The organism is Swaminathania salitolerans (assembly GCF_007988945.1).
GTDB lineage: Bacteria > Pseudomonadota > Alphaproteobacteria > Acetobacterales > Acetobacteraceae > Swaminathania > Swaminathania salitolerans.
This window is the reverse complement of sequence record NZ_BJVC01000005.1, coordinates 206,470-222,310: the sequence shown is the minus strand read 5'-3', so window position 1 is coordinate 222,310 and position 15,841 is coordinate 206,470. Positions and strand designations below refer to the sequence as shown.

The 15,841-nt window shown below is 62.0% G+C and carries 13 protein-coding genes; 3 read left to right on the top strand and 10 right to left on the bottom strand.

Translation table 11 applies throughout. The annotated features are described in order from the left end of the window. From SSA02_RS11055 to SSA02_RS11045, 3 genes are read left to right on the top strand one after another with little or no spacing between them, the layout of a single operon-like run. Complete coding sequence (locus tag SSA02_RS11055) at positions 1-3,180, top strand: efflux RND transporter permease subunit (RefSeq protein ID WP_147094129.1); 3,180 nt, start codon at positions 1-3, stop codon at positions 3,178-3,180. Next, positions 3,177-6,455: an efflux RND transporter permease subunit gene (locus SSA02_RS11050; protein ID WP_147094128.1), complete on the top strand. Its 3,279-nt coding sequence runs from the start codon at positions 3,177-3,179 to the stop codon at positions 6,453-6,455. The genes SSA02_RS11055 and SSA02_RS11050 overlap by 4 nt, the downstream gene beginning before the upstream one ends. Further along, complete coding sequence (locus SSA02_RS11045; protein WP_147094127.1) at positions 6,452-7,990, top strand: efflux transporter outer membrane subunit; 1,539 nt, start codon at positions 6,452-6,454, stop codon at positions 7,988-7,990. Before SSA02_RS11050 ends, SSA02_RS11045 begins: the two co-directional genes overlap by 4 nt. A gap of 157 nt (positions 7,991-8,147) precedes the next feature. Here the strand turns inward: SSA02_RS11045 and SSA02_RS11040 are convergent, their stop codons facing one another. From SSA02_RS11040 to rplO, 10 genes are all read right to left on the bottom strand, one after another. Beyond that, positions 8,148-8,321 carry a DUF1328 domain-containing protein gene (locus tag SSA02_RS11040; RefSeq protein ID WP_023978976.1) on the bottom strand — a complete coding sequence of 58 codons (174 nt, stop codon included), beginning with the start codon at positions 8,319-8,321 and terminating at the stop codon, positions 8,148-8,150. After that, positions 8,294-8,821 carry an ASCH domain-containing protein gene (locus SSA02_RS11035; RefSeq protein WP_147094126.1) on the bottom strand — a complete coding sequence of 176 codons (528 nt, stop codon included), beginning with the start codon at positions 8,819-8,821 and terminating at the stop codon, positions 8,294-8,296. The genes SSA02_RS11040 and SSA02_RS11035 overlap by 28 nt, the downstream gene beginning before the upstream one ends. Before the next feature lie 83 nt (positions 8,822-8,904). Then, positions 8,905-10,218, bottom strand: a complete 1,314-nt coding sequence (locus tag SSA02_RS11030) for an MFS transporter (RefSeq protein WP_147094125.1) — start codon at positions 10,216-10,218, stop codon at positions 8,905-8,907. A gap of 353 nt (positions 10,219-10,571) precedes the next feature. Further along, positions 10,572-10,997 (bottom strand): 50S ribosomal protein L17, encoded by a 426-nt coding sequence (gene rplQ / locus SSA02_RS11025; protein ID WP_147094124.1) that lies wholly within the window; start codon positions 10,995-10,997, stop codon positions 10,572-10,574. Between the two features lie 38 nt (positions 10,998-11,035). Next, positions 11,036-12,055 carry a DNA-directed RNA polymerase subunit alpha gene (locus SSA02_RS11020; protein ID WP_147094123.1) on the bottom strand — a complete coding sequence of 340 codons (1,020 nt, stop codon included), beginning with the start codon at positions 12,053-12,055 and terminating at the stop codon, positions 11,036-11,038. Positions 12,056-12,211: 156 nt separating this feature from the next. After that, positions 12,212-12,604, bottom strand: a complete 393-nt coding sequence (gene rpsK, locus SSA02_RS11015; RefSeq protein WP_025822066.1) for a 30S ribosomal protein S11 — start codon at positions 12,602-12,604, stop codon at positions 12,212-12,214. Positions 12,605-12,696: 92 nt separating this feature from the next. Further along, entirely contained in the window at positions 12,697-13,074 is a 378-nt protein-coding gene (rpsM, locus tag SSA02_RS11010) for a 30S ribosomal protein S13 (RefSeq protein ID WP_147094122.1), read from the bottom strand. Positions 13,075-13,299: 225 nt separating this feature from the next. After that, on the bottom strand, positions 13,300-13,875 hold the full coding sequence (locus SSA02_RS11005; protein WP_147094121.1) for an adenylate kinase: 576 nt from the start codon (positions 13,873-13,875) through the stop codon (positions 13,300-13,302). After that, a complete protein-coding gene (gene secY / locus SSA02_RS11000; protein WP_147094120.1) occupies positions 13,872-15,248 on the bottom strand; it encodes a preprotein translocase subunit SecY in 1,377 nt (458 codons plus the stop codon). The genes SSA02_RS11005 and secY overlap by 4 nt, the downstream gene beginning before the upstream one ends. A 107-nt stretch (positions 15,249-15,355) precedes the next feature. Continuing rightward, positions 15,356-15,841: a 50S ribosomal protein L15 gene (rplO, locus tag SSA02_RS10995; protein ID WP_147094119.1), complete on the bottom strand. Its 486-nt coding sequence runs from the start codon at positions 15,839-15,841 to the stop codon at positions 15,356-15,358.

Here is a 15,841-nt window from a genome sequence, read left to right as displayed (position 1 = left end):
ATGAATCCGTCCCGCCTCTTCATCGATCGGCCTGTCGCAACGAGCCTGCTCATGCTGGCGATCCTCCTGACCGGTCTGCTCGGCTATCGTTTTCTGCCGATCTCGGCGCTTCCGCAGGTGGAATATCCGACGATCACGGTTTCGACCTTCTATCCCGGTGCCGGGCCGGACGTCATGGCAACCTCCGTCACGGCGCCGCTCGAAACCCAGCTCGGCCAGATGCCCGGGCTGGAGCAGATGACCTCGCAATCTTCCGGGGGCGCCTCGGTCATCACCCTGCGCTTCGGTCTCGACATGTCGATGGATATTGCCGAGCAGGAAGTGCAGGCGGCAATCAACCAGTCGAACTCGCTTCTCCCGACCGATCTGCCCGCCCCGCCCATCTATGCCAAGGTCAATCCGGCCGATACGCCCGTGCTCACGCTCGGCATCACCTCACGCACGCTTCCCCTCACGGAGGTGCAGGACTACGTCAATACGCGGCTCCAGCAACGCGTCAGCCAGATTTCCGGCGTGGGTCTGGTCACGCTTTCGGGCGGCAATCGCAAGGCCATCCGCGTCAGGATCAACATTCCGAAACTGACGTCCTACGGCATCGCGATCGATACGGTGCGAACCACGATCGGAACGGTCAACATCAACTCGCCGACGGGCACCTTCGACGGGCCGCATCGCTCGACCACCTTGCGGATCGACGGACAGATCTCCTCGGTCGATCAGCTGATGAACCAGATCATCGCCTATCAGAACAACGGTCCCATCCGTCTGCGCGACGTGGGGAGCGTGGTGCAGGGCCCGGAGAACGACCAGCTTGCGGCCTGGTCCGACAAGACGCCTGCGCTGATCCTCAATGTCCAGAGGCAGCCGGGCGCGAATGTGATCTCTGTGGTCGACAACGTGCTGGCGGTGCTGCCCCAGCTTCGCAAGACCTTGCCGCCGGGTATCGAGATCACGCCCCTCACCGACCGGACGACCACCATTCGCGCCTCCGTCGAGGATGTCGAGTTCGAGCTGGCCATGGCCATGATGCTCGTCGTGGCGGTCATCTTCGTCTTTCTGTTCAATGTTCCTGCAACGATCATCCCCAGCCTGAGCGTCCCGCTTTCCCTCGTGGGCACGCTTGCGGTCATGTATCTTCTCGGCTTCTCGCTCGACAATCTCTCACTCATGTCGCTCACCATCGCGACGGGATTCGTCGTCGATGACGCGATCGTCGTGATCGAGAACATCGCGCGCTATATCGAGATGGGAGAGGATCGCTACAGCGCGGCGGTGAAGGGATCGAAGGAGATCGGATTTACGATCATATCCCTGACCGTCTCCCTGATTGCGGTTCTCATCCCCCTGCTTTTCATGAGCGACGTGGTCGGTCGGCTCTTCCACGAATTCGCCATGACCCTTGCGATCACGATCGTGATTTCCGCGCTCGTCTCGATCACCCTCGTTCCCATGATGTGCGCGCGTCTCCTGAGCGAGCGCGCGCATGACGAACATGCCGCCACGCGTTTCAGGCGCGTCGCGGCCCGCGTCGGCAATGCCATCGATCGCCTGATCGCCGCCTATGCGCGCTGGCTCGATTTCGTGCTGCGTCACCAGACCGCCACACTGATCGTGGCGGCTGCGACCTTCGGCCTGACGGTGCTCCTCGCCGTGATCATCCCCAAAGGGTTCTTCCCGAGGCAGGATACCGGCGTGATCCAGGGCATTACCGAGATGGCACAGGCCATCTCGTTCGACAGCATGAAATCCCATCAGGAAGCGGTCATCGCCGAAGTCCTCAAGGATCCCGACGTCGCCAGCGTATCGAGCTTCGTCGGGATCGACGGGCAGAACATGACGCTCAATGTCGGGCGGATGCTCATCAACCTCAAGCCGCTCTCCCAGCGTACGAGCTCGCTTTCGGCCATACTCGGGCGTCTGACGGAGCGCGGCAGCGCAACGCCCGGGGCACGGCTGTTTCTTCAGCCGGTTCAGGACCTCTCCCTCGATTCCACGGTTTCCGCCACCCAGTATCAGTTCCTGCTCGAAAATCCGGATTACGAGACCTTCAGGACCTGGGTTCCCAAACTCCTGACCGCGCTCCGCAAAGAGCCTGCTCTGGCCGATGTGACATCCGACCTGCAGGCCGAGGGGCTCGTGGCCCATGTCAATCTCGACCGGACGAACGGCGCCCGCTATTCCATCACGCCCCAGACGGTCGACAACCTGCTCTATGACAGCTACGGCCAGCGCCAGATCTCGACCATCTACACCCAGTCCAACCAGTATCGTGTCATTCTCGAGACGGAGCCGCGCTTCCAGCACGATCTTGCGAGCCTCGGGCAGCTTTATCTGCCGGGAATCTCGAGCGAGGCAGGACAGAGCTCGACCGGGCCGACGCGACAGCCGAGTTCTGGTCTCGTCCCCTTGCATCAGGTCACGACCATCACGAAGGGTCTCGCTCCGCTCCTGATCACGCATTTCGGTCAGTTTCCCGCCACGACCGTCTCCTTCAACGTCGCGGAAGGGTATTCCCTTGGTGCGGCCACGAACGCGATCGATCATGCCGCCGCCGATATCGGGCTTCCTCCGGCGTTCCAGACCGCCTTCCAGGGAACAGCGGCGGCCTTCCGCGCCTCGCTCGGCAACGAACTCTATCTGGTCATCGCAGCCCTCGTGGCCGTCTATATCGTGCTGGGCGTGCTCTATGAGAGCTTCATCCACCCCATCACGATTCTCTCGACCCTGCCCTCCGCCGCCATCGGCGCGCTGCTCGCGCTCTCGCTCTGCGGCATGGATCTCGATGTGATGGGGATCATCGGGATCGTTCTGCTTATCGGCATCGTGAAGAAAAACGCCATCATGATGATCGATTTCGCGCTCGAAGCCGAACGTATCGAGGGTCTGTCGCCCTTCGAGGCCATTCGCCGGGCCGCGCTGCTGCGCTTTCGTCCGATCCTGATGACCACGCTGGCCGCGTTCTTCGGCGCCCTGCCCCTGATGCTCGGGCATGGCGTCGGCTCCGAGCTGCGCCGCCCCCTTGGCGTCGCGATCGTGGGGGGGCTTCTGCTTTCCCAGCTTCTGACGCTGTTCACCACCCCTGTCATCTATCTGCTGATGGATCGCATTGCCGCGGCGACACGCCGGCGTTTCGGACTGAGAACCATGGCGGAGCGGCTGGCCGAACAGGGCAGCGAGTGAATATCACCCGCCCCTTCGTCCTGAGGCCCGTGGCCACGACGCTTCTCGCGGCCGCGATGCTGATTGCCGGTCTGCTGGCCTATACCACCCTGCCGGTGGCCGATCTGCCCAACGTGGATATGCCGGTCATCATGGTTCAGGCCCGGCAATCGGGCGGATCGCCCACCGAGATCGCCAGCACGATCGCGGCACCGCTCGAGCGGCATCTCGGCGCCATCGCCGGTCTGACCGAAATGACCTCTCAATCCATGGTCAATCAGGCACGGATCATTCTCCAGTTCGATCTGTCCCGCGACATCAACGGCGCCGCTCGCGATGTCGAGGCTGCGTTGCAGGCGGCGCGCGCCGACCTGCCCACCACGCTGCGCACCAACCCGACCTATCAGAAAGCCAACCCGAACGGCGCGCCCATTCTCGTCATGGCGCTCACCTCTCCCACCAAGACCCCTGCCATGCTGTATGACGAGGCGACCAACGTCCTCCAGCAGCAGCTCAGCCAGGTTCAGGGAGTCGGGGAAGTCGAGGTCGGCGGCGGCGCGCTTCCGGCGGTGCGCGTCGAGATCAATCCGCTTCTGCTCTACAAGTTCGGCATCAGTTTCGAGGATGTCCGCGCGGCCCTCGCCTCGGCCAATGCCCATACGCCGAAGGGGTTCATCGATCAGGGAGGCTATCGCTTCACGCTCGATACGAACGACCAGGCGGAGAAGGCACAGGCCTATCGCGATCTGATCATCGCCTATCGTAATGCCCGGCCGGTCCGTCTCTCGAGCGTCGCGGAAGTCGAAGACAGCGTCGAAAACCTCCGTACCCTCGGGGTCTATAACGGAAAACGCGCGGTGGTCGGCCTCGTCTTCGCCCAGGCCGGGGCGAATGTCGTCAGGACGACGGACGAGATCAAGGCGCGCCTGCCCCTGATACGCGCCGCTCTCTCCCCCGATATCGATCTGGACATCGCAGTCGACCGCTCGAGAACCATCCGTGCCGCTCTGGACGATACCAGGCTGACCCTCATTCTGGCGGTCGTGCTGGTCGTTCTGGTCGTGCTGGTCTTCCTCCAGTCCGTTCCCGCCATTCTCGTCCCCGCGATCGTGGTGCCCACATCGATCGTCTCGACCTTCGCTGCGATGCGCCTGCTCGGCTACCAGCTCGACAACATGTCCCTCATGGCCCTGACCATCTCGACCGGCTTCGTCGTCGACGATGCCATCGTCGTTCTCGAGAATATCAGCCGCTATCTCGAGCAGGGCCTCTCGCCCCTCAGGGCATCGCTGATCGGTGCGGGCGAGGTCGCGTTCACGGTCGTGTCGATCACCGTGTCGCTGATCGCGGTTTTCGTCCCCATCATCCTGCTGGGCGGCATCGCCGGTCGGTTGTTCCACGAATTCGCCATGACCATCTCGATCACGCTCGTGATCTCGATGGCCCTGTCGCTCTCGCTCACCCCCATGATCTGCGCCCTTCTGCTGCGTCCGGCGAAAGAGGGCGCGCATCCCGGCAGGATCGTGCGTTTTCTCGAGCAGCAGATCGCACGGCTCACCGAAGGCTATGTCGCCTCGCTCGACTGGTCCCTGCGTCACCGCTGGCTCATGATCGCGACCCTGCCTCTGACATTGTTCGTCGCTGGCGCTCTTTTCGTCAGGATGCCCAAGGGTTTTTTTCCCGAGGAAGACACGGGTATGATGATGGGCCGCATCATCGGAGACCAGTCGGCATCGTTCAGCCAGATGAGCGAAAAGACCTATACGGTCGCAAAGGCCGTTTCCCGCGATCGCGACGTGGCGGCGATCGTCGGTTTTCTCGGCGGGCGTCAGGCCAACCAGGCCAATCTTTTCGCCTCGCTCAAGGACAAATCAGAGCGCAACGACAGCGTGACGCAGACCATACAGCGTCTGGGCAGACGATTCAGAAACATGGTCGGCGCCGAGATCTTCTTCATGGCACCGGGTGCCGTGCGCGCTGGCGCACGCGGCGGAAATGCGAGCTATCAATATGCGCTCCAGGGCCCGGATGCCGATGAACTCTTTGCCCTGACTCCGAAGATCGTCGCGGCCTTCCGGAAGATCCCCGGTCTGATGGATGTCTCATCCGATCTCAGCGAAGGCGGCTCGGCCCTCGATGTCAGGATCAACCGGGACCTTTCCTCGCGCTTCCAGATCACCCCGCAGCTCGTCTCCAGCATTCTCTACGATGCCTATGGCCAGCGAGCGGCCTCTGTCATCTACAAGCCCATCAACCAGTACCGCGTGATCATGGAGGCGGCACCGCGTTTCTGGAAAGACACGAACAGCCTCAACCAGGTGTGGATCAGCACCGCGGGCGGAACGGCCTCGGGAAGCGTCGCCTCCAATCGTATCCGGGTGGTGACGACCGGCGCGGTCCCGAGCGGTGTCACCACAGCCGACTCAAATTATCAGAACCAGATGGCGAACAGCCTCGCAGGTGGCAGCAACGTCTCGTCGGGCTCGGCCGTCGCGACGCGCGCCGAGACAATGGTTCCCCTCTCCCTCACGGCGCATATCGTGCCCGGCAAGACCGCCCTGAGCGTCAATCACCAGGGGCAGTCGGTCGCCACGACGATCTCGTTCAATCTCAGGCCGGGCGTTTCCCTAGGCGATGCCGTCACCGCGATCGATGCCGCTCTGGTCGGGCTCCATATTCCTGCCGATATCCAGGGCGGCTTTGCCGGCAATGCCGCCCTGTTCCAGAAATCGGTCAGTGACGAGCCCATTCTGATCCTTGCCGCGCTCGCGGCGGTCTATATCGTGCTCGGCATCCTGTACGAGAGCCTCATCCATCCGCTCACCATCCTCTCGACACTTCCCTCGGCGGGCGTGGGCGCCATTCTCGCGCTTCAGATCTTCGGTGAGGAATTCTCGCTCATTGCCATGATCGGCGTCATATTGCTGATCGGCATCGTCAAGAAAAACGCCATCATGCTCATCGATTTCGCCATGCAGGCGCAGCGCGATGGCGCAACGCCGGAAGAGGCCATCAGACAGGCGAGCGCCCTGCGCTTTCGCCCCATCATCATGACCTCTCTCGCTGCCGCTCTGGGTGCGGTTCCTCTCATCGTCGCCAACGGATATGGTGCCGAATTGCGCCGTCCTCTCGGTATCTCGATTCTCGGCGGCCTGGTCGTGAGCCAGGCGCTTACCCTCTACAGCACGCCCGCCGTGTTTCTTACGCTCGATGCTGCCGGTCGCGCCGCAAAACGACGTCTGACGCGGCTGTCTCTGGCTTTTCGTCGGCCCCATCAGGATCAGACCCAAGGATGAATGCGCCTCCTTCCCGCTCGACCCGCCGCCTCGCTCTCCTCGCTGCGTGCAGCACGCCCTTGCTTGCGGGATGCTTCATGGTCGGGCCGGATTATCACCGCCCCCATGCCGTCATCTCGGCGCATTTCAAGGAAGCTCCCAAGCCGCCACCGGGATGGGGCGTCGCCCGGCCGCATCTGGCCGAAGCGCCCAAGGGAGCCTGGTGGGAAGTCTATAACGACCCGCAGCTGAACTGGCTCGAATCGCAGGTCGCGATCTCGAACCAGAACGTGAAGCAGTACGAGGCACAGTTCCGCAAGGCAGAGGCCACGATCGACTCGATCCGCGCGCAGCTCTTCCCGACACTTTCGGGAACTTTCAGCTTCACCCGGAATTCGCAGGGGAGCGGCTCGCGCAGCGCAAGCTCCGGCTCGGTCGTCGATTATTCGCGCTCGACCACGGTCAATACCTGGAACACCGGCCCCTCTGCCTCCTGGACGCTCGATGTGTGGGGACGCATACGCCGCCAGATCCAGCAACAGGTGACGGCTACCCAGGCCAGCGCTGCCGATCTCGCCAATGCGCAGCTCTCCTATCAGTCGCAGCTGGCCACCGCCTATTTCAACCTGCGCTATCAGGACAGTCTCGAAAAGCTCTACCGGGATAATGTGGGCTATTTCCAGCAGGCGCTCTCGATCGTGCAGAACCAGGTCGAAGCAGGCGTCACCGATCCGAGCGCGCTCTGGCAGGCGCGCTACCAGTTGCAGCAGACCGAGGCACAGGCGACGCAGGCCCGCGTCAACCGCGCCCAGTACGAACACGCGATCGCCGTGCTCATAGGCCGTGCCCCGGGGGACCTGAGCATTCCGAAAGGCCAGCTCGCCATGACGCTGCCGCCGGTCCCCGGGGCCGTCCCGTCCGTCCTGCTCCAGCGTCGCCCCGATATCGCCGCCGCCGAGCGCAATATGGAAGGGTACAACGCCTCGATCGGAACGGCCATTGCGGCCTTCTACCCCGAGATTTCCGTCAGCGCGTCCTATGGCTATAGCGGCAATCCGCTCCAGACTCTGATCCAGACGGCCACGCGTTTCTGGTCTCTGGGCGCGTCGTCCACCGAAACCCTGTTCAATGGCGGCGCACGCACGGCAGCCGTGCGGGAAGCGAGGGCGGATTACGACGCCTCCGTTGCGAGCTATCGCCAGACCGTGCTGAATGCCCTTCAGGGCGTCGAGGACAACCTTTCCAATCTGCGTATTCTGGACCAGCAGCTCAAGCAGCAGATGGAGGCCGTCAGATCGTCACAGGAGGCGGTTCGTGTCTCGACCAACGAATATCTCGCCGGCACGCAGACCTACACGACCGTGCTGACGAGCCAGCAGAACGCCCTGAGCTACGAGGTCCAGGCCCTGGGAATCCACCAGTCTCTCGCGACATCGCATGTCGCCCTGATCGTGGCCCTTGGCGGCGGATGGGATGTTTCCCAGCTCCCGAGCAAGGCATCGCTCCAGACCAATAATCCGCTTCTGCCGGAATTCATCTCGAAGACGAAGCAATAGGCAGCCGGCCCGCGGCGCCGGATCGCACGTCTCGAGACAGGTCGGGAAACGCCCGACAGAAAAAGGGGAGAGCCGGAAGGCCCTCCCCTTTTTCAATCCGCACAGGACCGGCACAGGAACCGGGCATGAAAGTCCGGCGCGTCCCCTGCAGGACGGCTCAGGTCACGGCCTTGCCGACGAACACGGCAATGACGAGGAAAAGCACGAAAAGGGCAATGAAGAGGAAGAAGAGGATCTTCGCGATGCCTGCCGACGCCGCGGAGATACCGGTGAATCCGAAAAGCCCTGCGATCAGGGAGATGATCAGAAAGAATATGGCGAGCTTGAGCATGGCGAGACCCTTTTGTTCTGTCGGAGGTCAACGCGATCTCGCAATGAAAGTTCGCCCCGCTTGCACGCTCCGGTTGAGGCATCTCGCACGGGGATTTCGGGAAACACATACACGACCACAAATTCCTCGCAGCAGAGCGCCATCGTCTCGCTGAACGGGTTCAGACGACGGAAATAGTGTTCATGTTCGCGACGCCAGTGAGCCAGGCTCCTGTCACCCTCCCCCTCTCTGACCGCGAAATCCTCGCCCACATCGCAGAAGCGCTTTCTTGCAAGAGAGCGCGTGCGGGTGATCGCTCCGGGCCGGTCCTGTCCGTCGCAGACCACACTGAGCTTTCCGGTGACGGTCTGCTGCCCATCGCTCGCTGCCCGGCACGTAGCGGTCTTGATGCCGCGCAGAACAAGGTCGAGAAGCGCGTCGGCCAAAACCGGGCTATCGCCGAAAGAAAAGCGCTCGAGGCGCTCCCACTCCGCAGGCAGGGCGGAGAAAGCATCAGTCATGACCTCACATAAAAAGGCGCCGTCGACGAATGTCGACAACGCCTCGAACCGGTCAGAGCCGCCTCATCTTACGCGGGGAGCGTTCAGTGTCCCACTGCGGTGACGCTCTCGCCTCGGGCAACAGCTTCCTGCGTGTAGCGGCGGGCCTCATCGGAGATGCGCAATGTAACCGTCATGCCAGCGGCGGAGAGATAGATCAGGGCGAAGGCCCAGATGATGCCCTCCATGCCGAAGCCGAACACGCTCTCGCAGATGCCGGCGATGGCCGGACCGACCCATGTGCTCGCTCCTGCGCCAAGACCGAGGATCGAAAGCGCGGCAGCTTTCTCCCTGGGGCAGATCTGGGGCATCAGGCCCGAGAGGGGAACGAAAGCGGCAACGGTCGCGCCGTAGAAGATACCGACAGCGGCGGCAGCCGCAAAATTCCCGGGATACCAGACGGGGATATAATAGAAGAGCGGGATCGAGACGAAGCCGCCGATTCCGCCGAACACGGCCACGATGAAACGGTGACCGAGTGCATCGGCCAGCATGCCCGAGACCAGATTGAACAGGATATTGCTGAGGAAGATCAGCGAGAGCAGGTTCAGCCACTGTCCCTGGGTAAAGCCGAGATGATCGATGAAGAAGGCAGGCATGATCGCTAGGAACGCATATTCGGACGACGTATCGATCGTGCGCACGATGCCAGCGATCAGGGTCTTGGGCTCACGCCACATGATGCTGACAGAGCCGAAGAAGATATCCCGTGTGCTCACATGGTCGGGCAACAGGCGCTTCTTGCCTGTCGGCTCATGCGTGAACAGCAGCGCCACCAGACCGCCCAGAATGACGAGGCCGAGCGAGCACCAGAATGTCGCCAGCTCCCCGATTTCCGGAATGGCGTAACGGGCGAACTGGGAGCCGAGCGTCGGCAAACCGGCCGAAAACGAGAACCAGAACCAGCCCGCGGCCGAGCCGAGCATCGTGGCCGGGGTGGCGGCAGCGATCCAGACAAGGAACCCATAGGCAAAAAGCGGATAGGCGAAGCCGCGCAGGGTGTAGAAGGTCAGGGTCATCGTGAAATTGTTCGGCCCGAGACCGAGAGCAAGCAGACCGACCTCGAGGACGGACCAGAGAATCAGGCCGATCCACATCACGCGTTTGGGGCCGTAAAGATCCGAAAGCGGGCCGGAAAACCAGGCGGAGATCATGACGGTGATGCCATATGTCGTGAACAGCAGATTCACGTCGCCCTGGGTATGACCGTTATGGAGCATGAAGGTATCGAGGTAACCGGCCTCGACCCCATCGCCGATCATGAAAAGGAGCAGACCCACGAACCCGAAAAACAGGGGGCGTGGGATGCCTAGAAGTTCGGCTATGCCGCGTCTCTGGGTGGTGCTTGCCTCAGACAAAGAAGCTCTCCTGTATCTTCACGCGACGCGAGCGTACCGGACCTCATTGCCCGGAGCGGCATGGGAAGCGTGGTGACTGGCCCTACGAGAGTGCTCGGACCGTGTGAGAAGTCGGGAAGTGGAAACGCTGAAGCGTCTCATCCTATGCATCCCGACTCCCGATCGAAACGAAAATCGACCGGTTCCGGAAATGATCAAAAATCCCACGCGAGGCGGGCGGGATGATCGGGTCCGGTTTGGTGACGTGGTGATAACCTGAAGGACAGGTGCCTGTAAACCGGAACGAGAAAAGCCGGGCAGTTGCCTGCCCGGCTTTCCGGTAACCTAGGTCCAACCTGATGGTATCAGGCGGTTCAGGCAGCCATGGGCTCTTCGCCGGACTGGTTGATCACCGGACCGCTATCCTTGCCCTTGGCATCGACATCGCGATCGACCATTTCGACGACGGCCATGTCGGCATTGTCGCCATAGCGCACACCGGCCTTGAGCACGCGGGTGTAGCCGCCCGAACGGCCCTGATAGCGCTCTGCAATGGTCGAGAACAGCTTGGCGACGATGGTCTCGTCGCGCAGCTGGGCGAAGGCCTGGCGGCGGGCGTGAAGCGTGCCGCGCTTGCCGAGGGTGATCAGCTTCTCGACGACAGGGCGGATTTCCTTCGCCTTGGGCAGCGTCGTCGTGATCTGCTCGTGCTTGATAATCGCCACGGCCATGTTGCGGAACATGGCTGCGCGGTGGGTCGAGGTAACATTGAGCTTACGCCCAGCAACACCATGACGCATGATCGGGTTTCCTTACTCTGCTTTCTACCGGATAGGGCTCAGAACGTCTCGTCGAGACGCTTTGCCAGATCCTCAATGTTCTCGGGAGGCCAGGCCGGAACATTCATGCCCAGCGACAGACCCATGGAAGTCAGGACTTCCTTGATTTCATTCAGCGACTTGCGGCCGAAATTCGGCGTACGCAGCATTTCCTGCTCGGACTTCTGAACCAGATCGCCGATATAGACGATGTTGTCGTTCTTCAGGCAGTTGGCGCTACGGACGGACAGTTCGAGCTCGTCAACCTTGCGAAGCAGGTTGCGGTTGAACGGCAGATCGTCGCGCGGCTCTTCCTGACGTACCGGGCGCGGCTCGTCGAAGTTGATGAAGAGCTGGAGCTGGTCCTGCAGGATGCGGGCAGCCAGAGCCAGACTGTCTTCCGGCGTGACAGCACCGTTCGTCTCGACCGTGAGCAGCAGCTTGTCGTAATCCGTGACCTGACCGCCGCGGGTCGGCTCGACCTTGTAGGACACCTTGCGAACCGGGGAATAGATCGCATCGATGGGGATCAGCCCGATCGGCGCATCTTCCGGACGATTCGCAGCGGCGGGGACATAGCCCTTGCCCATGTTGACCGTGAACTCCATGCCGAGCTTCACGCCGTCATCGAGCGTGCAGATCACGAGATCGGGGTTCATGATCTCGATATCATGGCCGGCCTGGATCTGGCCTGCGCGCACCTCGCCGGGGCCAGTGGCCGTCAGCACCATGCGCTTGGGGCCTTCACCATGCATGCGCAGGGCAAGCTGCTTGATGTTCAGCACGATATCCGTCACGTCCTCGCGGACGCCCGGCACGGACGAGAATTCATGCAGCACGCCGTCGATCTGGATCGCGGTGACAGCAGCACCCTGAAGCGAGGAGAGCAGCACGCGACGGATCGCATTGCCGAGCGTCATGCCGAAACCACGCTCCAGCGGCTCGGCGATCACCGTAGCTGTCTGCGTGGGCACGGAGCCGGGCGCGACTTCCAGCTTTTCCGGCTTGATAAGGGACTGCCAGTTCTTCTGGAGGACCAATGTCGTGGCCTTTCAAACAACTTGTCCCGCTGGGGACCAACGGAACTTCAACCGCACCGGAGCGCGGTCAGAACGTGCCGGTGGCCTCTCCCGGAAGACAGGCCACCTACGGACGGGTGGTGACGGACAACCGGCCCCGTGGGGGGCCAGCGTCAATCAGACGCGACGACGCTTGCGCGGACGGCAGCCGTTATGCGGCACCGGGGTCATGTCGCGGATCGACGTGATGGAGAATCCGACAGCCTGGAGAGCACGCAGGGCGCTCTCACGACCCGAACCCGGACCCGAAACCTCGATCTCCAGCGTTTCCATGCCGTGGTCGCGCGCCTTGCGGCCTGCATCCTCGGCAGCAACCTGCGCTGCATACGGGGTGGATTTGCGCGAGCCCTTGAAGCCCTGCGCGCCAGCCGACGACCAGGCAATCGAGTTGCCCTGCGCATCGGAGATGGTGATCATGGTGTTGTTGAACGTCGAAAGAACGTGCGCGACACCGGAGATGATGTTCTTGCGCTCCTTCTTACGGATACGCGGAGCTGCGGCCTTGGCCATGATGAGGTCGTCCTGTCAAACTTTGCAATGAGCAGAGGGCGGAAGACAGCCACCAGGCCGTCAAACGCCACGATCCGCTTGAGATGCGCGACTTAGCGCGTCGCCTTCTTCTTGCCGGCAATCGCCACGGCCTTGCCCTTGCGGGTACGGGCATTCGTGTGCGTCCGCTGGCCACGCACCGGCAGACCACGGCGATGACGCAGACCGCGATAGCAACCAAGGTCCATCAGACGCTTGATGTTCATCGCCGTCTCGCGGCGAAGATCGCCTTCGACGCGGTATTCGCCGTCGATCAGCTCGCGGATCTTCACGATCTCGTCGTCGCTCAGCTCATTGACTCGCTTCGCATCGGGAACTTCAAGCTTGGAGCAGATCGCCTTCGCCGTCGACGGACCGATGCCGTAGATGTAGCTCAGGGCAATGACTACCCGCTTGTTCGTCGGAATATTTACGCCGGCAATACGCGCCACGCCACTCACTCCCTGCCAGGCCGGAAGGCCGGGCTCTCTTTTCTGCTTCGACCCTGAATATCGGGCCAGTTCAATCGAAACTGTTCAATCCGCCGAAGAATCGGGCACCCCTGAGGGGCCAATTGCCGCGTCTGACAGCACCTGTGTCGAGGGCGCGCAATATAACGAGCGCCCCCCTTGAGTCAAACAAAACAGATCACTTTTTCGTGATATGCCGCCCGACCGTCACTTTTCCAGTCCGAGCGCCGAGACGATCGCCTCGTGCACGGCAGAGACACTCTGCATCCCGTCGATCCGGCGCAGGCGCCCCGCATTCTCGTAATAAGGGAGAATCGGGGCGGTCTGATCGCGATAGACTTGGATACGACGCCTTACCGTCTCCGGTTCGTCATCGGCGCGACGCGACCCGTCAGGCGCACGACGCTCCGCCAGACGTGCGACAATCTGCTCGACATCGACCTCGAGCAGAAGAACGGCATCTATTCTGCTGCCGCGTGCCGCAAGCATCGCGTCCAGCGCCTCCGCCTGGCTCTCGGTGCGGGGGAACCCGTCGAGGATGAATCCGCCGGCGCAATCGGGTTGCAGGGTCCGGTTCTCGATCAGGGCGATCATCACCGGATCCGGAACGAACTGGCCGGATTCGACGATCGATCTGACATTCAGACCGAGCGGGGTGCCCGCGGCCATCTCGGCACGCAGCATGTCACCCGTCGAGATCTGTTTGAGCCCGAAATCCCGCTCGAGCATCTGGGCCTGGGTGCCCTTTCCAGCGCCGGGAGGGCCGAGAAGGATGATATTCATCGACGCCGTCCTCCCCTGCCCTGTTCAGGGCGTCCGTTGCCGCGGCCGCGCTGCTTGCGGATGAGCCCCTGGTAACGATGCGCGACCAGATGCGACTGAACCTGCGTCATCGTGTCGATCGTGACCGAGACGATGATGATCAGGCTCGTCCCACCGAAATAGAACGGCACGTTGTACCGGCTGATCAGGATCTGGGGCAGCAGACAGACCGCCACGAGATACAGCGCGCCGATGGTCGTGAGCCGGGACAGGATCCTGTCGAAATAGCGGGCGGTGTTCGACCCCGGCCGGATGCCCGGAACGAAGCCGCCCTGCTTGCGCAGGTTCTCCGCCGTTTCCTCAGGATTGAATGTGACGGCTGCATAGAAATACGAGAAGAAGAGGATCATCGCCGCATAGAACAGCATGTAGAGCGGCTGCCCCTGGCCGAACTCCTGACCGAGCGTGCTGAGCCAGCCCGGCATGCCCTTGCCATTCATGAAGCCCGAGATCGTGACCGGAATCAGCAGAACCGAAGAGGCGAAGATCGGCGGGATTACACCGGCTGTATTCACCTTGAGCGGCATATGGGTGGAGTCGCCACCGAACATGCGGCTTCCGACCTGTCGCTTGGGATACTGGATCACCACACGGCGCTGCGCCTGCTCCATGAACACGATGAAGGCGATGGTCGCTGCCGCAAGGACGAGGAAGAGCAGCACGAAGAACGGCGAGAGCGCCCCCGTATAGCCGAGCTGGAACAGGCTCGCGAGCGCATGGGGGAGATTGGCGACAATGCCCGCGAAAATGATGAGCGAAATCCCGTTTCCGACGCCACGCGAGGTGATCTGCTCGCCGAGCCACATCAGGAACATCGTCCCACCGACCAGCGTGACCACGCAGGACAGGATGAAGAACGGCCCGGGATTCACCACCGCGGAGGCGCCATGACTCGTGATGTTCTCGAGTCCCATGGCGATGCCATAGGCCTGGAACAGCGCGATCAGGACCGTCAGGTAACGCGTATAGGCATTGAGTTTCTTGCGTCCCTGATCCCCTTCCTTCTTGAGCGCCTCGAGCGAAGGCAACGCCGTCGAGAGCAGCTGCACGATGATCGAGGCGCTGATATAGGGCATGATGTTGAGTGCGAAGACGGTCATACGACCGAGCGCACCACCGGTGAACATGTCGAACATGCCGATGATGCCACCCTGGTTCTGGGCCAGAAGCTGCCCCATGACCGTGGCATCGACACCGGGCACCGGAATATAGGTTCCGAGGCGATAGATGATGAGCGCGCCCAGCGTGAACCAGATGCGCTTTTTAAGCTCGGTCGCCTTGGCGAACGAACTCATATTGAGATTGGCGGCAAGCTGCTCAGCTGCGGAGGCCATCCACCGGTCCTTTCAACAAAAACAGCGTCGCCGCAGGCGCGGGACGCTGTTCTGGATTACCGTCTATCGTCACGCACGCAAAGGTGCATGACGTTCGGAACGGGCGATCAAGCTTCGGCCGGAGCTTCAGCCTTGGCGGCAACCTTGACGGAGCCACCGGCCTTCTCGACCGCAGCGATTGCAGAAGCCGAAGCTCCGGCAACCTCGACCGTGACAGCACGGGTGATTTCACCCTTGGCCAGAAGGCGCACACCGGCATATTTGCCGGTACCGACCAGCCCTGCCGCACGAAGCGCTTCTTCGGTCACGACCGCGTCAGCCTGCAGCTTGCCGTCGGCAAGAGCACGATCGATCGCACCGAGATTCACGGGAGCAAATTCCTTGCGGAAGATGTTCTTGAATCCGCGCTTCGGCATACGACGGTACAGCGGAAGCTGACCACCCTCGAAGCCATTGAGCGAGACGCCTTCACGGGCCTTCTGACCCTTGACGCCGCGACCGGAGGTCTTGCCCTTGCCCGAGCCGATACCGCGGCCAAGGCGCTTCTTGCGATAACGCGCACCGGCATTATCGCGCAGTTCATTGAGGTTCAT